The organism is Pseudomonas oryzihabitans (assembly GCF_014522265.1).
Taxonomy (GTDB): Bacteria; Pseudomonadota; Gammaproteobacteria; order Pseudomonadales; family Pseudomonadaceae; genus Chryseomonas; species Chryseomonas aestiva.
Genome location: NZ_CP017024.1, coordinates 542177 through 560117 on the forward strand (window position 1 = coordinate 542177; position 17941 = coordinate 560117).

The following is a 17941-nucleotide window of genomic DNA, read 5'->3' on the forward strand; positions in this document are numbered from 1 at the left end:
GCCGGGCTGATTGTTGTTATGGGCGACAGCTACTACGGTGGAAACGGCGGGAGGCCCCGCCGTCGGTGAAACCGGATGGACGCGTCTAGGCAGCGGAGACCGCGCTGGCCCTGGCGATCGCGGCGGGCAACTCGTGGCGGCCCTGTTCGCGGGCCTCGGCCAGCATGAAGGTGGCCGCCTGCTCGGCGATCATCAGGGTCGGCGAGCAGCTGTTGCCCGAGACCAGGGTCGGCATGATGGAGGCGTCGGCCACCCGCAGCCCCGGGATGCCATGTACCCGCAGGCGCGCATCGACCACGGCGTCGGCGTCCTGGCCCATGCGGCAGGTGCCGGACGGATGGAAGATGGTGGTGCCTATGGCTCCTGCGGCCTGCTGCAACTCCGCTTCGCTCTGGTAGGCCGGTCCCGGCAGATATTCCTCGGGCCGATAGGCGGCCAGGGCCGGGGCGGCGACGAGGCGCCGGGTCAGGCGGATGGCATCGGCGGCCACCCTGAGATCCTCCGGTGCGCTGAGATAGCGCGGCTGGATCAGCGGCGCGGCCAGCGGGTCGGCGCTGCGGATGCTCACCTGGCCACGACTGGCCGGGCGCAGGTTGCACACCGAGGCGGTAAAGGCGGGAAAGCCGTGTAGCGGCTCGCCGAAGCGCTCCAGCGACAGCGGCTGCACGTGGTATTGCAGATTGGCCGAGGGCTGCGCCGGATCGGAGCGGGCGAAGGCGCCCAGCTGACTCGGCGCCATGGCCAGGGGACCACTGCGCTTCCAGAGGTATTCCAGGCCCATGCCCAGCTTGCCCCAGAGACTGCCGGCCAGGGCATTGAGGGTCGGCACGCCGTGCACCCGATAGATCAGCCGCAGTTGCAGGTGATCCTGCAGATTGCCGCCCACCCCTTCCAGCCGGTGCCGGACACCGATACCCAGGCCTTCGAGCAGACCGCGCGGACCGATGCCGGAGCGCTGCAACAGGGTCGGCGAGCCGATGGCGCCGGCGCAGAGCACGATCTCCCGCCGCGCCACCAGGCGCTGGGGTTCGGCCTGGCCCGGCAACCGCGCCAGCACCGCCCGTGCCCTGCCCTCCTCCAGCAGCACCCGCTCCACCTGCACACCGGTCAGCACCTGCAGGTTGGCGCGCTGACGGATGGGTTTGAGAAAGGCCTTGGCGGCATTCCAACGCACGCCATTGCGCTGATTGACCTGGAAGTAGCCGCAGCCTTCGTTGTCGCCGGTGTTGAAGTCTTCCACCGGCGCGATACCGGTTTCGCCCGCGGCACTGCGAAAGGCGTCGAGCAGCGTCCAGTGCAGACGCTGCCGCTCGACCCGCCATTCGCCCCCGGCACCATGAAAGGCCGAGGCGCCATCGCAATGATCTTCCATGCGCTTGAACAGCGGCAGCACGTCCTGCCAGCCCCAGCCGGGATTGCCGGCGGCGGCCCAGCCGTCATAGTCGCGGGCCTGGCCGCGCATGTAGATCATGCCGTTGATGGAGGAGCAGCCGCCCAGCACCCGCCCGCGAGGATAGTTGAGCGCGCGGCCACCCAGACCCGCTTCCACCTCGGTCTTGAAGCACCAGTCGGTGCGTGGATTGCCGATGCAGAACAGATAGCCGACGGGGATGTGGATCCAGGGATGGTTGTCACGGCCGCCGGCTTCTAGCAGCAGCACACGATGACTCGGATCGGCGGACAGCCGATTGGCCAGCAGGCAGCCGGCCGGACCGGCGCCGACGATGATGAAGTCATATTCCGCAGCAGGACCGGGCATGACGTTCCCTCGCTTTTTTGTTGTTGTGGTCCCTATCCTAGTGTCGTCATCCGCGAACAACAGTCGCAGAAAACGGGCAACGGCTGTGCATTTCTGAACAGTGACCAGCAAGCGGCCCGGCAGACAGGCCTAGACGAGGAAAAGGGATGTTCGACTGGAACGATCTGCGGGTTTTTCTGGAGGTCCAGCGCCATGGTCGCCTGCTCACCGCCGCTCGCAGTCTGGGCGTCAGTCATGCGACCGTCGCCCGCCACCTGGAGGCCCTGGAGCGCGCCCTGGGCAGCCAGCTGCTGGTGCAGCAGGCCAGCGGCTATCAGCTCACCCCGGCCGGTCAGGCGCTGCTCGCGCATGCCCAGGCGATGGAAGAAGCCGCATTGCTGGCCCAGGAGGCGGTAACCCAGCGCCTCAATCCGCTGGGCCAGGTGCGGGTCGGAGTGACCGAGGGCCTGGGCACCGGCTTTCTCGCCCAGCGCCTGGGGGCGCTGCTGCGCGACTATCCCGGGCTGGAAGTGGAGCTGGTGTCGGTGCCACGCTTCGTCAGCGTCACCAACCGCGAGGCGGACATCGCCATCACCCTGGAAAGACCCACCGCCGAAGGCCTGATCGGCCGGCGGCTGACGCCCTATCGCCTGAGGTTCTATGCCAGTCGCGCCTATCTGGATCGGGCACCCGCGCTGGACGCCCAGGCCGATCTCGGCGAGCAGACCTTCATCGGCTACGTCGATGACCTGCTGTACACCCGCGAACTGCAATTCATCCAGGGCCTCTGCCCCGAGCCACGCATCGTCTTTCGCAGCACCAGTGTCATCGCCCAGCGCGAAGCGGCCTGTGCCGGCATCGGCATCGCGGTGTTGCCCTGCTATCTGGTGGGCCAGAACACCCCCTTGGAGGGCGTGCTCCCGGAGCGGTCCTTCACCCGCGAGTATTGGATCTCGACCCACCGGGAGCTGCACCGCTCAGCGCGCCTGCGCGTGGTCTGGGATTTCCTGCTGCAGCTCTGCGCGGCGGAGCGGAGCGTCCTGCTGGGCGAGGAACGCCCGCTCGCCTAGTCGTCAGACCGCCGCGGCCTCGCGTTCCAGCTCGGCGCGCAAGCCGGGTTCCAGGCGCAGCTGACGCGCCAGCTCGTCCAGGTAGGCCTTTTCCATGTATTGCTGATCGTCGATCAGCATCAGGCTGGCCAGGTACATCTCGGCGGCCATCTCGGGCGTTTCTGCGGCGGCGGCGACCTTGGCCGGATCCAGCGGCTGCTCCAGTTCGCGCTGCAGCCAGCTGCGCAACTCGGGATCGTTGTCCAGCTTGGCCATCTCGGCCTCGATCGCCTGGCGCTCCTGGTCATCGACGTGACCATCGGCCTTGGCAGCCGCGATCAGGGCGATCAGCACCGCCCGGCCATGGGCCTCGGCTTCGTGCTCCGGTACCCGATCCACGGTACGCGGCTCGACGGCCGCCGTCCCCTGGGCCTGATTGGCCTGCCAGGACTGATAGGCCTTGTAGGCCACCATGCCGAGGGCCGCCAGACCGCCATAGCCGACCGCCTTGCCACCCATGGCGCGACCGCGCTTGCTGCCCAGCAGCGCGGTCAGGGCCCCGGCCGCCAGGCCGCTGTTGCCCAGTCCGGAGAGCAGACCACCCAGGGAATCCTTGCCGGTGGACGCCGTGCCGGGCCGGGGGGCCGAGTGACCGGTCTTCTTGGCCAGCGCCTGCTGGCCCGCCTTGAGCAGTTGATCAAGCAAACCGCGGGTGTTCATGGATGACCTCCACAGAGTCAGGATTCAGCCCTTTAGGACCACTGGCCACGCCGTCTGGCTCCCGCCACCTGCTTACCGGATGTTGCCGGGGTCGCCGTCGCGACCAGCCGGTCGATACAAAATATTGCTGACCGCGGACCGCCCACGGCGCTACTCTTGCGCCTTCCCCCTGCAGTTGCCGGAGACACCCCATGCGCTCGCGTCTGGCTGTGCTGTTCGCGCTTTCGCTCGCCCTCACCGCCGGCCAGGTTCAGGCCGCCGCCGAGGACGCACGCCTCATCGCCAATCGCTACCTCGATGCCTGGAACGATCACGATGCCGAGGCCGCCAGCGCCCTGCTCGATCCCAAGGTGCAGTATTTCGACAGTGGCGCCGCCACCACCGAGACCAGCCGCACCCAGGCCCGCGACCGGATCGTCAAGGTCACCCTCAAGGCCGTCCCGGATCTGCAGGTGAAGATGGTGCACAAGCCGGTCATCGGCCCACGCAGCATTGCCTTCGAATGGGAACTGACCGGCAACCGCGTCACCGCCACCGGCAAGCAACCGGTCAAGATCCGCGGCGCCAGCATCATGAAGATCCGCGACGGCCGCATCTGGTACCTGGGCGACTACTACGACAGCGACGCCCTGGAGGCGATGCTGCGCCCGGCCAAGTCCTGAACCGGGGAGCCATCCGCGCGGATGGCTCCGTCCCGCGCCCTATTCTTCCCCGAACGGCTTGCGCAGCGGCGTATCCCGGTGCGCGGCGCGCACGTACTGCGGCGGCCAGGAGACCTTTTCGCGCAGGGCCTCGGCGGCATTCAGCGGCCAGTAGGGATCGCGCAGCAGTTCGCGGGCCAGCAGCACCAGGTCGGCCTGACCGGTGCGCAGCACGTGCTCGGCCTGGGCAGCGTCGGTGATCATGCCCACCGCGCCACTGGGAATCCCGGCCTCCTTGCGCACCCGCTCGGCGAACTGGGTCTGGTAGCCGGGCCCGGTGGGAATGTCGGCCTGGGCCGCGGTACCGCCGGAAGAGACGTCGATCAGGTCGACGCCCAGGGTCTTCAGTCGCCGCGCCAGCTCCACCGTCTCGTCGACGTCCCAGCCGTCTTCCACCCAGTCGGTGGCCGAGACCCGCACGAACAGCGGCAACTCTTCCGGCCAGACCGCCCGCACATCGGCGGTCACTTCCAGCAGCAAGCGAATGCGATTTTCGAAATTGCCGCCGTAGTCGTCCTCTCGACGGTTGGAGAGCGGCGAGAGGAACTGGTGCAGCAGGTAGCCGTGGGCGGCATGGATCTCGGCCACCTTGAAACCGGCCGCCAGGGCCCGCTCGGCGGTGTCCACGAAAGCCCGACGGATGCTGGCGATATTGTCGCGATCCACCGCCGTGGGCCGGGTGTGCTGGGGATCGAAGGCGATGGCCGAGGGCGCCACCGGCACCCAGCCGCCTTCGGCGATGGGCACGCTGCCGTGCTTGCCGAGCCAGGGTTGCCAGGTGCTGGCCTTGCGGCCGGCATGGGCCAGCTGGATGCCGGCGACGCTGCCCTGTCCCTCGATGAACTGGGTGATCCGCCGCAAGGGCTCGATCTGCTCGTCCTTCCACAGCCCCAGGTCCTGGGGCGTGATGCGCCCATCGGCGGTGACCGCGGTGGCCTCGAAGATCACCAGACCAGCGCCACCGGTGGCGCGACTGCCGAGATGGACCAGGTGCCAGTCGTTGGCGAAGCCGTCTTCGCTGGAGTACTGGCACATCGGGGAGACCACCACGCGATTGGGCAGGGTCAGCTGACGCAGGGTCAGGGGCTGGAACAGGAGACTCATGGCGGACCTCGTCTAGTCGGGATGCACGGTATTGGAGTGCTACCAACCAGAATAGATCGCCGATCCGACAGGACTCGTCTGAAAAGTCGCCGAGCGAAGGTCAGGCAAGGCGCAACGACCAACGGGAGTAACAGCCAACGGCTGGCCCGGAGGGTGAGCGCCAGCGAATCAAATCAGCGGGGAAGCGGATCGGACTCGCGCTCGAGTTTACGAGGGGTAAATGAGCATTCCGATCGGGCTGGCGAAACAGCTGATTTTTAACGCATCGCCAAGCGCAGGCACTTTTCAAACGAGCCCTAACGCGGTGCCAGGTGCACCACCAGCAACTGCACGTTCTCGTTGCCACGGAATTCGTTCACGTCCAGCCGATAGGCCAGCTCGGCCCAGCGAATGTTGGGATCGGGCCAGGTGTCGCGGTCGATGTTGAAGGCGATGCCATCCAGCTCCGGGCCGCCCTGCTCGCTGCGCAGGGTCAGCTTGAGGTGCCGCTCCTTGAGCAGACGCTGGGAGAGGATCTCGAAGGTGCCGTGGAACAGCGGCTCGGGAAACTGCTGCCCCCAGGGACCGGCCTGGCGCAGGGCCTGGGCCAGGCCGAGCTGGAATTCGGTCGGGGCCAGGCAGCCATCGGTCTGCAGGCGACCGCTGAGATCCTCGGCCTGCAGGTGACGCCGCACCTCGGCATCGAAGGCGGCGGCAAAGGTCTCGTAGTGCGCCTGAGGCAGGCTGAGGCCGGCGGCCATGGCGTGACCGCCGAACTTGGTGATGAGCCCCGGATGACGGGTCGCCACGGCATCCAGGGCATCGCGGATATGCAGCCCGGGTACCGAGCGCGCCGAGCCCTTGAGCATGCCGTTGCCACTGCCGTCGTCGGCGAAGGCCAGCGCCGGGCGGTGATATTTTTCCTTGAGGCGCGAGGCGAGGATGCCGATCACGCCCTGGTGCCACTCGGGGTCGAACAGGCAGAGACCGAAGGGCAGATTGTCTTCCGGCAACTCCTTGAGCTGCTTGAGCGCCTCGCGCTGCATGCCCTGCTCGATGCTCTTGCGATCCTTGTTGAAGTCGTCCAGCTGCTGGGCATATTCCTGCGCCAGCTGCGGGTCTTCGCAGAGCAGCAATTCGATGCCGATGGACATGTCGTCCAGGCGCCCCGCCGCATTGAGCCGCGGACCGAGAATGAAACCGAGGTCGCTGGAGGCCACCTTGCCCGGCTGGCGCCCGGCCACTTCCAGCAGCGCCTTAAGCCCCGGTCGTGCCCGACCGGCGCGGATCCGCATCAGCCCCTGGTGCACCAGGATGCGGTTGTTGGCGTCCAGCGGCACGACGTCGGCGACGCTGCCGAGGGCGACCAGATCCAGCAACTCGGCCAGATTGGGCTCGGCCAGGCCCTGACGGGAGAACCAGCCGTTCTCGCGCAGGCGACTGCGCAGGGCCAGCATCACATAGAAGATCACCCCGACCCCGGCGATGCATTTGCTGGGAAAGGCGCAGGCCGGCTGATTCGGATTGACGATGGCATCGGCGGCGGGCAATTCGGCGCCCGGCAGGTGGTGGTCGGTGATGACCACCTGCAGCCCGGCCGCCTTGGCCGCAGCCACGCCGTCCAGGCTGGAGATGCCGTTGTCGACGGTGAGCAGCACCTCGGGTTCGCGCTGCAGGGCCACGGCGACGATCTCGGGTGTCAGGCCGTAGCCGTATTCGAAGCGATTGGGCACCAGGTAGTCCACCCAGGCCGCTCCCAGGCGACGCAGGGCCAGCACGCCCACGGCACTGGCGGTGGCGCCATCGGCATCGAAGTCGCCGACGATGAGGATGCGCCGACGCTCTTCCAGGGCACGTGCCAGCAGCTCCACCGCCGCCTCGATGCCCTTGAGCTGGTGATAGGGCACCAGTCGCGCCAGCCCCTTGTCCAGTTCTTCCGGCAAGGTCACGCCGCGCGCGGCATAGAGCCGGGTAAGCAGCGGCGGCAGATCGCCCAGGTCGGGCAATACCGCCGGCAGCGGACGGGGCTCCAGGCGCATCAACGTTCGCCCAGCAGCCATTCCAGCTGCAATTCGTGCTGACCGCGGTCGTCGGTGACGAACAGGGTGCCTTCGCTGATCATCACCTGCCAGGAAATGCTGCGCGGCAGATCGCGGGCCAGCTCGGCCAGGGGCTCGGCGGGAACCGCGGCGATGTGCAGATTCTTCAGCGTCCTGACCGCGTCCACCACCTTGGTCTGCCAGACACGCAGGTTGCCGTAGGCCAGCAGGCTGGTCCGCTCGGTGCGACGGCTGCACCAGGTCAGGCGGTCGGCATCGGGTTGGCCGACTTCGATCCAGTGCAGCACCCGGCCATCGAGACTCTTTTCCCACAGCGCCGGCTCGTCGACGTCGGACAGGCCGCGGCCGAAGGCCAGCTGCTCGTTGTACCAGAGCACGTAAGCCAGCAACCGCACCGCCATGCGCTCCTCGGTCTCGGAGGGATGCCGCGCCACGGTCAGACGCAGATTCTCGTAGACCCCACGATCCAGATCGGTGAGGTTGAGTTCGACTTTGTAGGGCGTGGCTTGCAGAGCCATGGCGGGTCACCGGCAGGGAAAGCCGGGCATTGTACCGGAAAAAAGGCAGGGGACCTTGGGACCGCGGATCCGTAGGTTGGGCTGAGAGCAGCGAAGCCCAACGCTAGAAGGTTCGGGTCCGCCTCGTTGGGCTTCGACGATGGAGCCGTCTCAACCCAACCTACAGGCCCGCGTAGGTTGGGTTGAGCGCCGCGAAGCCCAACACGGGTGTGCTACCGCCCTACAGCGGCTGACCACGCTTGCCGTGGCGGCTGACGAAGGCCTGGACGGCGGCGAGGTCGTTGGGCAGCACGGTGCAACGCTCTTCACGCTGCAGCAGATCGGCCAGGTGGGTCGGTAGGCTGAGGGTCGCGCCGATGCCGGCCTTTTCCACCGCCTCGGGGAATTTCACCGGGTGGGCGGTACCCAGCACCACCATCGGGGTGGCCAGGCTACGCCGGCATTCGCGAGCGGCGCGCACGCCGATGGCGGTGTGCGGATCCAGCACCTCGCCGGTGGTGGCATACACCTCGGCGATGGTGGCGCAGGTCTCTTCATCGCTCACGGCGAGGGAGTCGAACAGCTTGCGCGCTTCGGTCCAGCGATCGTCCGCCACCGTCAGGGTGCCGCTGCTGCGGAAGTTCGCCATCAGCTCGGCCAGGGCCAGGCCATCGCGACCGTGCAGGTCGAACAGCAGGCGCTCGAAGTTGGACGAGACCATGATGTCCATGGACGGCGACAGCGTGGCTTCCAGCTGCTGCTTGTCGTAGCGATTGCCGGACATGAAGCGGTGCAGGATGTCGTTGCGGTTGGTGGCCACCACCAGCTGGCTCACCGGCAGCCCCATGTTGCGCGCCAGGTACCCGGCGAAGATGTCGCCGAAGTTGCCGGTGGGCACCGAGAAGGCGATGGAGCGCGCCGGGGCGCCCAGCTGCAGGGCCGCATGGAAGTAGTAGACGATCTGGGCCATGATCCGCGCCCAGTTGATCGAGTTGACCGCCACCAGCGGGGTGCCCTTGAGGAAGCCCTGGTCGGCGAAGCTGGCCTTGACCATCTCCTGGCAGTCGTCGAAGTTGCCTTCGATGGCGATGTTGTGGATGTTTTCGCCCAGCAGCGTGGTCATCTGCCGGCGCTGCACTTCCGACACCCGCTGGTGCGGATGGAGGATGAAGATGTCGACGTTCTCGCAGCGCTTGCAGCCTTCGATGGCCGCCGAGCCGGTGTCGCCGGAGGTGGCGCCCATGATCACCACGCGCTCGCCGCGCTTGGCCAGCACATGGTCGAGCAGCCGCCCCAGCAGTTGCAGGGCGAAGTCCTTGAAGGCCAGGGTCGGGCCGTGGAACAGCTCCAGTACCCATTCGTTGGCATCCAGCTGGCGCAGCGGCGCAATCGAGCCATGGGCGAAACCGGCGTAGGTCTCTTCCAGGATGGCCTTGAATTCGGCATCGGCGATGGAGCCGGCGACGAAGGGCTTCATCACCCGGAAGGCCAGCTCGTGATAGGGCAGACCGGCCCAGGAGGCGATTTCCTCCAGGGAAAAGCGCGGCAGGTTCTCCGGAACGTAGAGACCGCCATCGCTGGCGAGACCCGCCAGCAGCACTTCTTCGAAATTCAGCGCGGGCGCCTGGCCGCGGGTACTGATGTAACGCATGACTCGACCTCGGGAAAGACGGCGGCGCCGGGCGCCGCCAGGCTGCTCAGTTCAGGTGCTCGACGCGGATGCGGACGACATCGCCGACGACGTCGTCCAGGGCTTCCAGGGCGGTGATGGCCTCGACCATGTGGCGCTCGGTCACGCGATGGGTCAACAGGATCATGGGCACCAGGCCGTCATGTTCCTCGGCTTCCTTCTGCATGATGGACTCGATGTTGATGCCGCGCGCCGAGAGGATGCTCGCCACCTGAGCCAGCACGCCCGGGTGATCCTTGGCCTGGATGCGCAGATAGTAGGCGCTCTCGCAGGCCTCGATCGACAGCACCGGATGGTCGGACAGCGCATCGGGCTGGAAGGCCAGGTGCGGCACGCGATTCTCGGGATCCGAGGTCATGGCGCGAACCACGTCCACCAGGTCGGCCACCACCGCCGAGGCGGTCGGCTCCTGCCCGGCACCGGCGCCGTAGAACAGCGTCGAACCGACGGCGTCGCCATTGACCATCACCGCGTTCATCACGCCGTTGACGTTGGCGATCAGGCGATCGGCCGGGATCAGCGTCGGGTGTACCCGCAGCTCGATGCCCTGGTCGGTGCTGCGCGCCACGCCCAGGTGCTTGATGCGATAGCCCAGCGCCTCGGCATAGCCGACATCGGCGGTGGTCAGGCGGGTGATGCCCTCGGTGTAGGCCTTGTCGAATTGCAGCGGGATGCCGAAGGCGATGGAGGCCAGGATGGTCAGCTTGTGGGCGGCATCGATGCCTTCGACGTCAAAGGTCGGATCGGCCTCGGCATAGCCCAGCGCCTGGGCTTCGGCCAGGACATCGGGAAAGGTGCGACCCTTCTCGCGCATCTCGGAGAGGATGAAGTTGCCGGTGCCGTTGATGATGCCGGCCACCCAGTTGATACGGTTGGCGGCCAGGCCTTCGCGCAGCGCCTTGATCACCGGGATGCCGCCGGCCACCGAGGCCTCGAAGGCGACGATCACGCCCTGCTCGCGGGCCTTGGCGAAGATCTCGTTGCCGTGCACGGCGATCAGCGCCTTGTTGGCGGTGACCACGTGCTTGCCGTTGGCGATGGCGCGCAGCACCAGCTCGCGGGCCAGGGTGTAGCCACCGATCAGCTCCACCACCACGTCGATCTCGGGATTGTCGGCCACCGCCAGGACATCGGCGGTGATCGGCGTGCTATCGGTATCGCACTGGGGATTGGGTCGGCGCTGGGCGATCTGCGCCACCTCGATACCCCGCCCGGCGCGCCGGGCGATTTCCTCGGCGTTGCGCTTGAGTACGTTGAAGGTCCCGCTGCCCACGGTACCCAGACCACAGATGCCTACTTTGACCGGCTTCACACCCTTATCCCCCTATCAGGTGGCGCCGCTCCGCAGCGCCGTTGAAATCTTTCGCAGCGCCTAGCGGGCGCCGATTGCCGCTTCCGCCAGCTGGTCGGCCGGCTGGTAGCCCGGGATCATCTGGCCATCGGCGAGAATGATCGCCGGCGTGCCCTGGATGCCCATGTTCTGCCCCAGCGCGAATTGCTGGGCGACCGGATTCTGGCAGCTCTCGGACTTGACCTCACGGCCGGTGAACATCTGGTTCAGCGCCGCCGGCTTGTCCTTGGCGCACCACACCGCCTCCAGCTGCTTGGAACCCGGCGAGCCCATGCCCTGGCGCGGGAAGGCCAGGTAGCGTACCTCAATGCCGCGCTTGTTCAGCTCGGGCACCTCGGCGTGCAGCTTCTGGCAATAGGGGCAGGTGGTGTCGGTGAAGACGGTGATGTGCGCCTTGGTCTCGCCTTGGGCGGGATAGACGATCATCTGGTTGCGATCGAGGCCATTGATCTGCCGCGCCACGGCGACGTTCTCGGCCTTCTCGGTCAGGTTGGAGGCCTTGCCGTCCTTGACCTGATAGAGATAGCCCTGCATGACGAACTGGCCATCGCCGCTGGCATAGAGCACGCGGCCGCCCTTGAGCTGGACCTGGTAGAGGCCTTCCAGCGGACTCTTGGCGATGGACTCGATGGCGAGATTGGGTTGCAGCGCGGTCAGGCTCTGGCGAATGGCCTGCTCAGGTTCGGCCTGAGCCAGTTGCACGCCAAGCCCCAGGCAAGCGGCGAGCAACAGTTGGGAAATACGCATGTTTGACTCCTGTTGAGACGCCGGCAAGCCTACCACAGACCTGCCGGCTACGGCGGTGGGCCCTAGCCGCGCGGATGGTGCTGGGCGTGCAGTTGCTGCAGCCGCACGCGGGCGACGTGGGTGTAGATCTGGGTGGTGGACAGGCTGGTATGGCCGAGCAGCATCTGCACCGTGCGCAGATCCGCGCCGTGGTTGAGCAGATGGGTGGCGAAGGCGTGCCTCAGGGTGTGTGGCGACAGCGAGGTGCGGATGCCGGCCACCTGGGCATGCAGCTTGATGCGGTGCCAGAAGGTCTGCCGGGTCATGGGCGTGCCCCGCTGGCTGGGAAAGAGGATGTCGCCGGGCTGGCCGCCCAGCAGCAGCGGACGTGCGGTCTTCAGATAGCTTTCCAGCCAGGCGATGGCCTCTTCGCCCAGGGGAATCAGCCGCTCCTTGCTGCCCTTGCCGAAGACCCGCAGCGAACCCTCGCGCAGATTGATCTCGTCCAGGGTCAGGCTGATCAGTTCGGTCACCCGCAGGCCGGTGGCATAGAGCACCTCGAGCATGGTGCGATCGCGTAGACCGAGGCTGTCGTCGGTATCCGGCGCCGCCAGCAGCGCCTCCACATCCGCCTCGGACAGACTCTTGGGCAGCGGCGCGCCCAGCTGCGGCATGCTGACCAGCAGCGTCGGGTCCTCGGCGATCCGCCCTTCGCGCACGCCGTACTTGTAGAAGCTGCGCAGGCCGGAGAGAAAGCGCGCGGTGGAACGCGCCTGGTAACCCTCGCTCAGGCGCCAGCCGAGATGATCGAGCACGGCGTCACGGCCGACCGTCTCCAGGGTCAGGCCCCTGCCCTCCAGCCAGCGGGCGAAGGCCAGCAGATCGGTGCGATAGGCGCTGCGGGTATGGGGCGACAGCCCCTTTTCCAGCCACAGGGCATCGAGGAATTCCTCGATCAGCCGTTCGGCGCTCACGCGGCGAAGCCGGGCAGCACCGGCGTCGGCTTGCCCTCGTCATCGACGGCGACAAAGCTGAAGGCGCCGTTGATGGCGCGTTCGCGCCCTTCTGCCAGCATGCCTTCGACGAACACCTCCACCTGCACCTTGATGCTGGTGTTGCCAACCTTCACCACCCGGCCGATCAGCTCGACGATGGAGCCGGCGGGAATGGGGTGGTTGAAATCGATCCGGTCGGTGGAGACCGTGACCAGCGGCTTGCGGCAGAAGCGCGTCGCGGTGATGAAGGACACCTCGTCCATCCAGGCCAGGGCGGTGCCGCCGAACAGGGTGTCGTGATGATTGGTGGTGGGCGGGAAGACCGCCTTGGCCACCCGGGTTTCCGACAGCGCCGTGCGCCGCTGGATTTCCGCTTCGCGGGTGCTCATATCTGTAATACCTCGAACCTCAGAAACGAAAAAAGCAGCCGAAGCTGCTTTTTTCTGGTCACGCCGCGATCAGGAAAGCTTTTCCTTGATGCGGGCAGCCTTGCCGGACAGTTCGCGCAGGTAGTACAGCTTGGCCTTGCGCACGTCACCGCGACGCTTGACGCTCAGGCTGTCGACCAGCGGGCTGTAGGTCTGGAAGGTACGCTCGACGCCAACGCCGTTGGAGATCTTGCGTACGGTGAAGGCGCTGTTCAGGCCGCGGTTACGCTTGCCGATCACCACGCCTTCGAAGGCCTGCAGACGCTGACGGTCGCCTTCCTTCACCTTAACCTGGACAATCACGGTGTCGCCGGGGGCGAACGCCGGGATTTCTTTGTTCATCTGCTCAGCTTCGATCTGGGCAATGATTTTGTTGGTCATGTCACTCTGCTCCTAAGACAGGCCGCGGCCCGCCATCGATACCTAACTATCGTTCCGCTGACGGAGATATTCCGCCAGCAGGTTCTGCTCTTCCCCAGAAAGCGAGCGGCCATCCAGAAGATCGGCGCGTCGCTCCGCAGTGCGTCCCAGGGACTGCTGCAGGCGCCAGCGCCGGATATGCTCGTGGTTACCACTGAGCAACACGTCGGGTACGCGACGGCCCTCGTACACCTCGGGTCGGGTGTAGTGCGGGCAATCGAGCAGGCCGTCGGTAAACGAGTCCTGCTCGGCGGAATCCACATGCCCCAAGGCTCCGGGCAGCAGTCGCGTAACCCCATCGATCAGCACCATGGCCGGCAATTCACCGCCGGACAGCACATAGTCGCCAATCGACCATTCTTCATCCACGTGCGTCTCGATGAAACGCTCGTCAATGCCTTCGTAACGCCCGGCGATGAGGATCAGATGCTCCTCCTGCGCCAGTTCCCGTACCGCCGCCTGGTCGAGCTTGCGACCCTGGGGGACAGGTAGATCACCTTCGCCGCCGAATCACCCCGGGCATCGGCCAGGGCGCGCTCCAGCGGCTGGATCTTCATGACCATGCCGGGACCGCCGCCAAAGGGCCGGTCGTCCACGGTCTGGTGGCGATCCTCGGTATAGCTGCGCGGGTTGTAGCAGGTCAGCTCCAGGAGCCCCTGCTTCATCGCGCGACCGCTCACGCCATAGGCGCTCACGGCTTCGAACATCTCGGGAAAGATGCTGATGACATCGATACGCATGGATCAGAAATCCGCGTCCCAGTCGACCTGCATCTCGCCCTTGGCCAGATCCACCGCCAGCACGTACTGGTCGGGCAGATAGGGCAACAGACGCTCACGATCGTCGAGGCTGCCAGCACAGGGCATGACCACCATGACGTCGTTGGCCCCGGTCTCCAGCAGATGATCCACCACACCCAGCCACTGGCCTTCGCGATTGATCACCTTGAGACCTTCCAACTGATGCCAGTAGTAGTCACCGGCGCCCAGCTGGGGCAATTCGCTGCGCGGCACGCAGATCTCGAAACCGGCCATCAGGCGGGCCTCTTCACGATCGTCCAGGCCCTGCAGACGTACCGTCAGGACCTTGCCGTGCAACCGACCGCCGAGCACCTTGACCTGCCGGGTCTCGCCTTCGCGCCTGAGCGTCCAGGTCCGATAGTCCAGCAGATTGTCGAGCGGATCGGTAAAGGAGTAGATCTTGAGCTCACCGCGTACGCCGAAGACCGAAACTATCTTGCCCAGGACCACCAGGTCGGGGGCGGAGGTCGGCGTACTCATGATCTTCAGGCGGTAGCCTGAGCGCTCTTGAGCAGCTGAGCGACGCGCTCGGACGGCTGGGCGCCCTGCGACAGCCAGTAGCTGGCACGCTCTTGATCCACCGACAGACGGATTTCGGCGCCGCTGGCCACCGGGTTGAAGAAACCGATGCGCTCGACGAAACGACCATCACGCGCATTGCGGCTGTTGGTCACGGTCAGGTGGTAGAAGGGGCGCTTCTTGGAGCCGCCACGGGCTAGACGGATGGTTACCATTGAACTTCGTTCCTGTAGTCGGTGCTTGTAGCTGTGGGCACACTGGGCCACATGGCCCGAAAGGCCGCATATTCTAAGGGCTGTCACCCGGTTTGCCAATGGCTTTAAACGGTGCCCTCGGCATTGCGGCAGCCTGGAGACTCCAGCAGCGGAGCCTCGTCGCTCGCGAAGGTGCATCAGCACTGGTGCCGACGCCCTTCACAGAGCCCTTGCCGGTGCCGACCATCTGGCGACGGGCGGCACCAGGAAATCACATCTTGGGCATGCCGCCGCCGGGGAGCATGCTGCCCATGCCGCGCATCATCTTGGCCATGCCACCCTTGGCGGTGACCTTCTTCATCATCTTCTGCATCTGCTTGTGCTGCTTGATGAGGCGGCCGACGTCCTGCACCTGGGTACCGGAACCCAGAGCGATACGCTTCTTGCGCGAGCCGCTGATCAGCTCCGGATCACGGCGCTCGGCCGGGGTCATGGAGTCGATGATGGCTTCCATCTGCTTGAAATGCTTTTCCGCGGCGCCCTGGGCATTGCCCATCTGCTGGATGTTCATGCCGCCCATCATGGTCGGCAGCTTGTCCATCAGCGAACCCAGGCCGCCCATGTTCTTCATCTGGCGCAACTGGTCGCGGAAGTCTTCGAGATCGAAGCCCTTGCCCTTCTTGAGCTTCTTGGCCAGTTTGTCGGCCTTCTCGCGATCCAGGGTCTGCTCGGCCTGCTCGATCAGCGAGAGGACGTCGCCCATGCCGAGGATGCGCGAGGCGACGCGATCCGGGTGGAAGGGGTCGAGGGCTTCGCTCTTCTCGCCCATGCCGATGAATTTGATCGGTTTGCCGGTGATGTGGCGGACCGACAGGGCGGCACCGCCCCGGGCATCGCCATCGACCTTGGTCAGGATCACGCCGGTCAGCGGCAGGGCGTCGTTGAAGGCCTTGGCGGTGTTGGCGGCGTCCTGACCGGTCATGGCGTCGACCACGAACAGGGTCTCGGCCGGCCTGGTGGCGGCATGGACCTGCTGGATCTCCGCCATCATCTCGCTATCGATGTGCAGGCGACCGGCGGTGTCGACGATGACCACGTCAATGAACTTGAGCTTGGCCTCACGGATGGCGGCCTGGGCGATCTCCACCGGCTTCTGGCTGATGTCGGAGGGGAAGAAGATGACCCCGACCTCCCCGGCCAGGGTCTCCAGCTGCTTGATGGCGGCCGGGCGGTAGACGTCGGCGGAGACGACCATGACGGTCTTCTTCTTGCGCTCCTTGAGGAAGCGCGCCAGCTTGCCCGCGGTGGTGGTCTTGCCCGCGCCCTGCAGGCCGGCCATGAGGATGACCGCCGGCGGCGCGACGTTGAGCGCCAGATCCTCGTTCGCCGCACCCATGATGGCTTCGAGTTCGGCGCGCACGATCTTCACGAAGGCCTGTCCCGGCGTCAGGCTCTTGGACACCTCGGTGCCGACCGCCCGCTCCTTGACCCGGTTGACGAACTCCTTGACCACCGGCAGGGCGACGTCTGCCTCGAGCAGCGCCATGCGCACCTCGCGCAGGGTGTCCTTGATGTTGTCTTCGGTGAGCTTGGCCTTGCCGGTAATGTGGCGCAGGCTTTGGGACAGGCGGTCTGTGAGATTCTCGAACATGCGGACATCCAGGGCAGAAACGGCGGCTGACCGACAAGTATAACGAAAGAGCGCCTGACCAGGGATAGCCGCTGGGGCCTGTACCGCATGAATCCGTCAGCAGTGCCCGATTCGGCGGGCAGCTGAGAAGGGAGGGAAAGGCACCGGCGCCCAGGCCGGTGCACGAGGGGACGGGATCAGAAAATCAGCGAGAAGATGCCGATGACCACCACCAGGCCGATCAGAAAGATGATGCCCATGGTACCGCCGAGAAATTTAAGCATGGTCGCGACCTCTTCTAGATATGTACCTCTTGGGACCACCCGGTGGCGGCAAGGGTTCGCCCAGTCTGGCCAGCCGGCGCCAGGGCGCGGCTCAGACTTTCTGTACCGCCCTGTCTGTGCCACACTCGCCTGCTTTCCGCTCTGCTGAAACCGGACCATGCACGCCCTGCTGCCCACCCTCCTGGCCGCCGCCCTCTATCTGCTCGCGACCCTCTACCAGGGCAGTTGCCTGCTGCGCAAACAGCCATCGAACAAGCCCCTGGTCCTGGGTGCCGGCATCCTGGCCCTGCTGCCCCACGCCCTGGCGGTCTACCTGCAGCTGATCCTCGAGCCGACCCTGAGCCTGGACTTCTTCGACGCCTCGAGCCTGATCTCGGCGACCGCCATCGCCCTGATGCTGATCGGTTGCCTGCGCATGCCGCTGCAACCCTTGCTGGTGCTGGTCTATCCCCTCGGCGCCGTCACCGCGCTGCTGGCCGAATTCGTGCCGCCGGGCACCGTGACCCCGCTGGACGTATCGCCCAGGATCGTCGTGCACGTACTGCTGTCGATCATCGCCTATGGTCTCTTCACCCTGGCGGTGCTGCAGTCCTGCCTGGTGCTGTTGCAGAACCATCAACTCAAGAACAAGCACCCCTCGGGACTGATCCGCAGCTTTCCGCCGCTACAGACCATGGAAAGCCTGCTGTTCGGCTTTCTCTGGGCTGGCTGGGTAGTGCTGTCACTGGCGCTGATCTCCGGCTGGTTCTTTGTCGAGGATATGTTCGCCCAGCACCTGATCCACAAGACGGTGCTCTCCTGCATCGCCTGGGTGGTGTTCGGCATCCTGCTGTGGGGTCGCCATCGCCTGGGCTGGCGCGGCCATACGGCGATCCGCTGGACGCTGCTGGGCTTCATCCTGCTGATGCTGGCCTACTTCGGTAGCAAGCTGGTGCGGGAATTCATCCTGCATCGTTGACAGTCGTCGTTCCACTACCTGCATAATCAGGCGACCGAACCACGTTCGGCGCGACCCGGCCAACAGCCGCTTCGCGCCCGGCACGTCATAACAGGTCG

General features: G+C 66.0%; 17 protein-coding genes and 1 pseudogene. 3 read left to right on the forward strand and 15 right to left on the reverse strand.

What is annotated here, in order from left to right; genetic code table 11:
• Positions 1-85 precede the first annotated feature (85 nt).
• On the reverse strand, positions 86-1759 hold the full coding sequence (locus BGI51_RS02545; protein ID WP_187980218.1) for a GMC family oxidoreductase: 1674 nt from the start codon (positions 1757-1759) through the stop codon (positions 86-88).
• Between the two features lie 146 nt (positions 1760-1905).
• Between BGI51_RS02545 and BGI51_RS02550 the strand changes: the two genes are divergently transcribed.
• On the forward strand, positions 1906-2808 hold the full coding sequence (locus BGI51_RS02550; protein WP_133862616.1) for a LysR family transcriptional regulator: 903 nt from the start codon (positions 1906-1908) through the stop codon (positions 2806-2808).
• A 3-nt stretch (positions 2809-2811) separates the two neighbouring features.
• Here the strand turns inward: BGI51_RS02550 and BGI51_RS02555 are convergent, their stop codons facing one another.
• On the reverse strand, positions 2812-3507 hold the full coding sequence (locus BGI51_RS02555) for a tellurite resistance TerB family protein (RefSeq protein ID WP_017640786.1): 696 nt from the start codon (positions 3505-3507) through the stop codon (positions 2812-2814).
• A gap of 191 nt (positions 3508-3698) precedes the next feature.
• On the opposite strand from BGI51_RS02555, the gene BGI51_RS02560 reads away from it, so the two are divergent.
• A complete protein-coding gene (locus tag BGI51_RS02560; RefSeq protein WP_187980219.1) occupies positions 3699-4169 on the forward strand; it encodes a nuclear transport factor 2 family protein in 471 nt (156 codons plus the stop codon).
• Positions 4170-4208: 39 nt separating this feature from the next.
• Here BGI51_RS02560 and BGI51_RS02565 read toward each other — a convergent pair whose 3' ends face one another.
• The 13 genes and pseudogenes from BGI51_RS02565 to ffh form a co-directional block, all read right to left on the reverse strand.
• Positions 4209-5312, reverse strand: a complete 1104-nt coding sequence (locus BGI51_RS02565; protein ID WP_187980220.1) for an NADH:flavin oxidoreductase/NADH oxidase — start codon at positions 5310-5312, stop codon at positions 4209-4211.
• A gap of 296 nt (positions 5313-5608) precedes the next feature.
• Positions 5609-7330, reverse strand: coding sequence for a single-stranded-DNA-specific exonuclease RecJ (gene recJ, locus BGI51_RS02570; protein WP_187980221.1), 1722 nt, complete (start codon positions 7328-7330; stop codon positions 5609-5611).
• Positions 7330-7869, reverse strand: coding sequence for a YaeQ family protein (locus BGI51_RS02575; protein ID WP_133862621.1), 540 nt, complete (start codon positions 7867-7869; stop codon positions 7330-7332). The genes recJ and BGI51_RS02575 overlap by 1 nt, the downstream gene beginning before the upstream one ends.
• A 220-nt stretch (positions 7870-8089) precedes the next feature.
• Positions 8090-9499, reverse strand: a complete 1410-nt coding sequence (gene thrC, locus BGI51_RS02580; RefSeq protein ID WP_187980222.1) for a threonine synthase — start codon at positions 9497-9499, stop codon at positions 8090-8092.
• Positions 9500-9545: 46 nt separating this feature from the next.
• Complete coding sequence (locus tag BGI51_RS02585; protein WP_187980223.1) at positions 9546-10850, reverse strand: homoserine dehydrogenase; 1305 nt, start codon at positions 10848-10850, stop codon at positions 9546-9548.
• 60 nt (positions 10851-10910) lie between these two features.
• Positions 10911-11636 (reverse strand): thioredoxin fold domain-containing protein, encoded by a 726-nt coding sequence (locus BGI51_RS02590; protein WP_007160960.1) that lies wholly within the window; start codon positions 11634-11636, stop codon positions 10911-10913.
• A gap of 62 nt (positions 11637-11698) precedes the next feature.
• A complete protein-coding gene (xerD, locus tag BGI51_RS02595) occupies positions 11699-12589 on the reverse strand; it encodes a site-specific tyrosine recombinase XerD (protein ID WP_187980224.1) in 891 nt (296 codons plus the stop codon).
• Positions 12586-12999 (reverse strand): acyl-CoA thioesterase, encoded by a 414-nt coding sequence (locus BGI51_RS02600; RefSeq protein ID WP_133862625.1) that lies wholly within the window; start codon positions 12997-12999, stop codon positions 12586-12588. The genes xerD and BGI51_RS02600 overlap by 4 nt, the downstream gene beginning before the upstream one ends.
• Positions 13000-13068: 69 nt before the next feature.
• Complete coding sequence (gene rplS, locus BGI51_RS02605) at positions 13069-13419, reverse strand: 50S ribosomal protein L19 (protein WP_007160957.1); 351 nt, start codon at positions 13417-13419, stop codon at positions 13069-13071.
• Positions 13420-13461: 42 nt separating this feature from the next.
• Positions 13462-14198, reverse strand: a pseudogene (gene trmD / locus BGI51_RS02610) (tRNA (guanosine(37)-N1)-methyltransferase TrmD).
• Positions 14199-14201: 3 nt separating this feature from the next.
• Positions 14202-14738, reverse strand: coding sequence for a ribosome maturation factor RimM (gene rimM, locus BGI51_RS02615; RefSeq protein WP_064307868.1), 537 nt, complete (start codon positions 14736-14738; stop codon positions 14202-14204).
• Between the two features lie 5 nt (positions 14739-14743).
• A complete protein-coding gene (gene rpsP / locus BGI51_RS02620) occupies positions 14744-14992 on the reverse strand; it encodes a 30S ribosomal protein S16 (RefSeq protein ID WP_017640797.1) in 249 nt (82 codons plus the stop codon).
• A 250-nt stretch (positions 14993-15242) separates the two neighbouring features.
• Positions 15243-16622, reverse strand: coding sequence for a signal recognition particle protein (gene ffh, locus BGI51_RS02625; RefSeq protein ID WP_133862628.1), 1380 nt, complete (start codon positions 16620-16622; stop codon positions 15243-15245).
• 420 nt (positions 16623-17042) lie between these two features.
• On the opposite strand from ffh, the gene BGI51_RS02630 reads away from it, so the two are divergent.
• Entirely contained in the window at positions 17043-17843 is an 801-nt protein-coding gene (locus tag BGI51_RS02630; protein ID WP_187980225.1) for a cytochrome C assembly family protein, read from the forward strand.
• Positions 17844-17941: the final 98 nt, after the last annotated feature.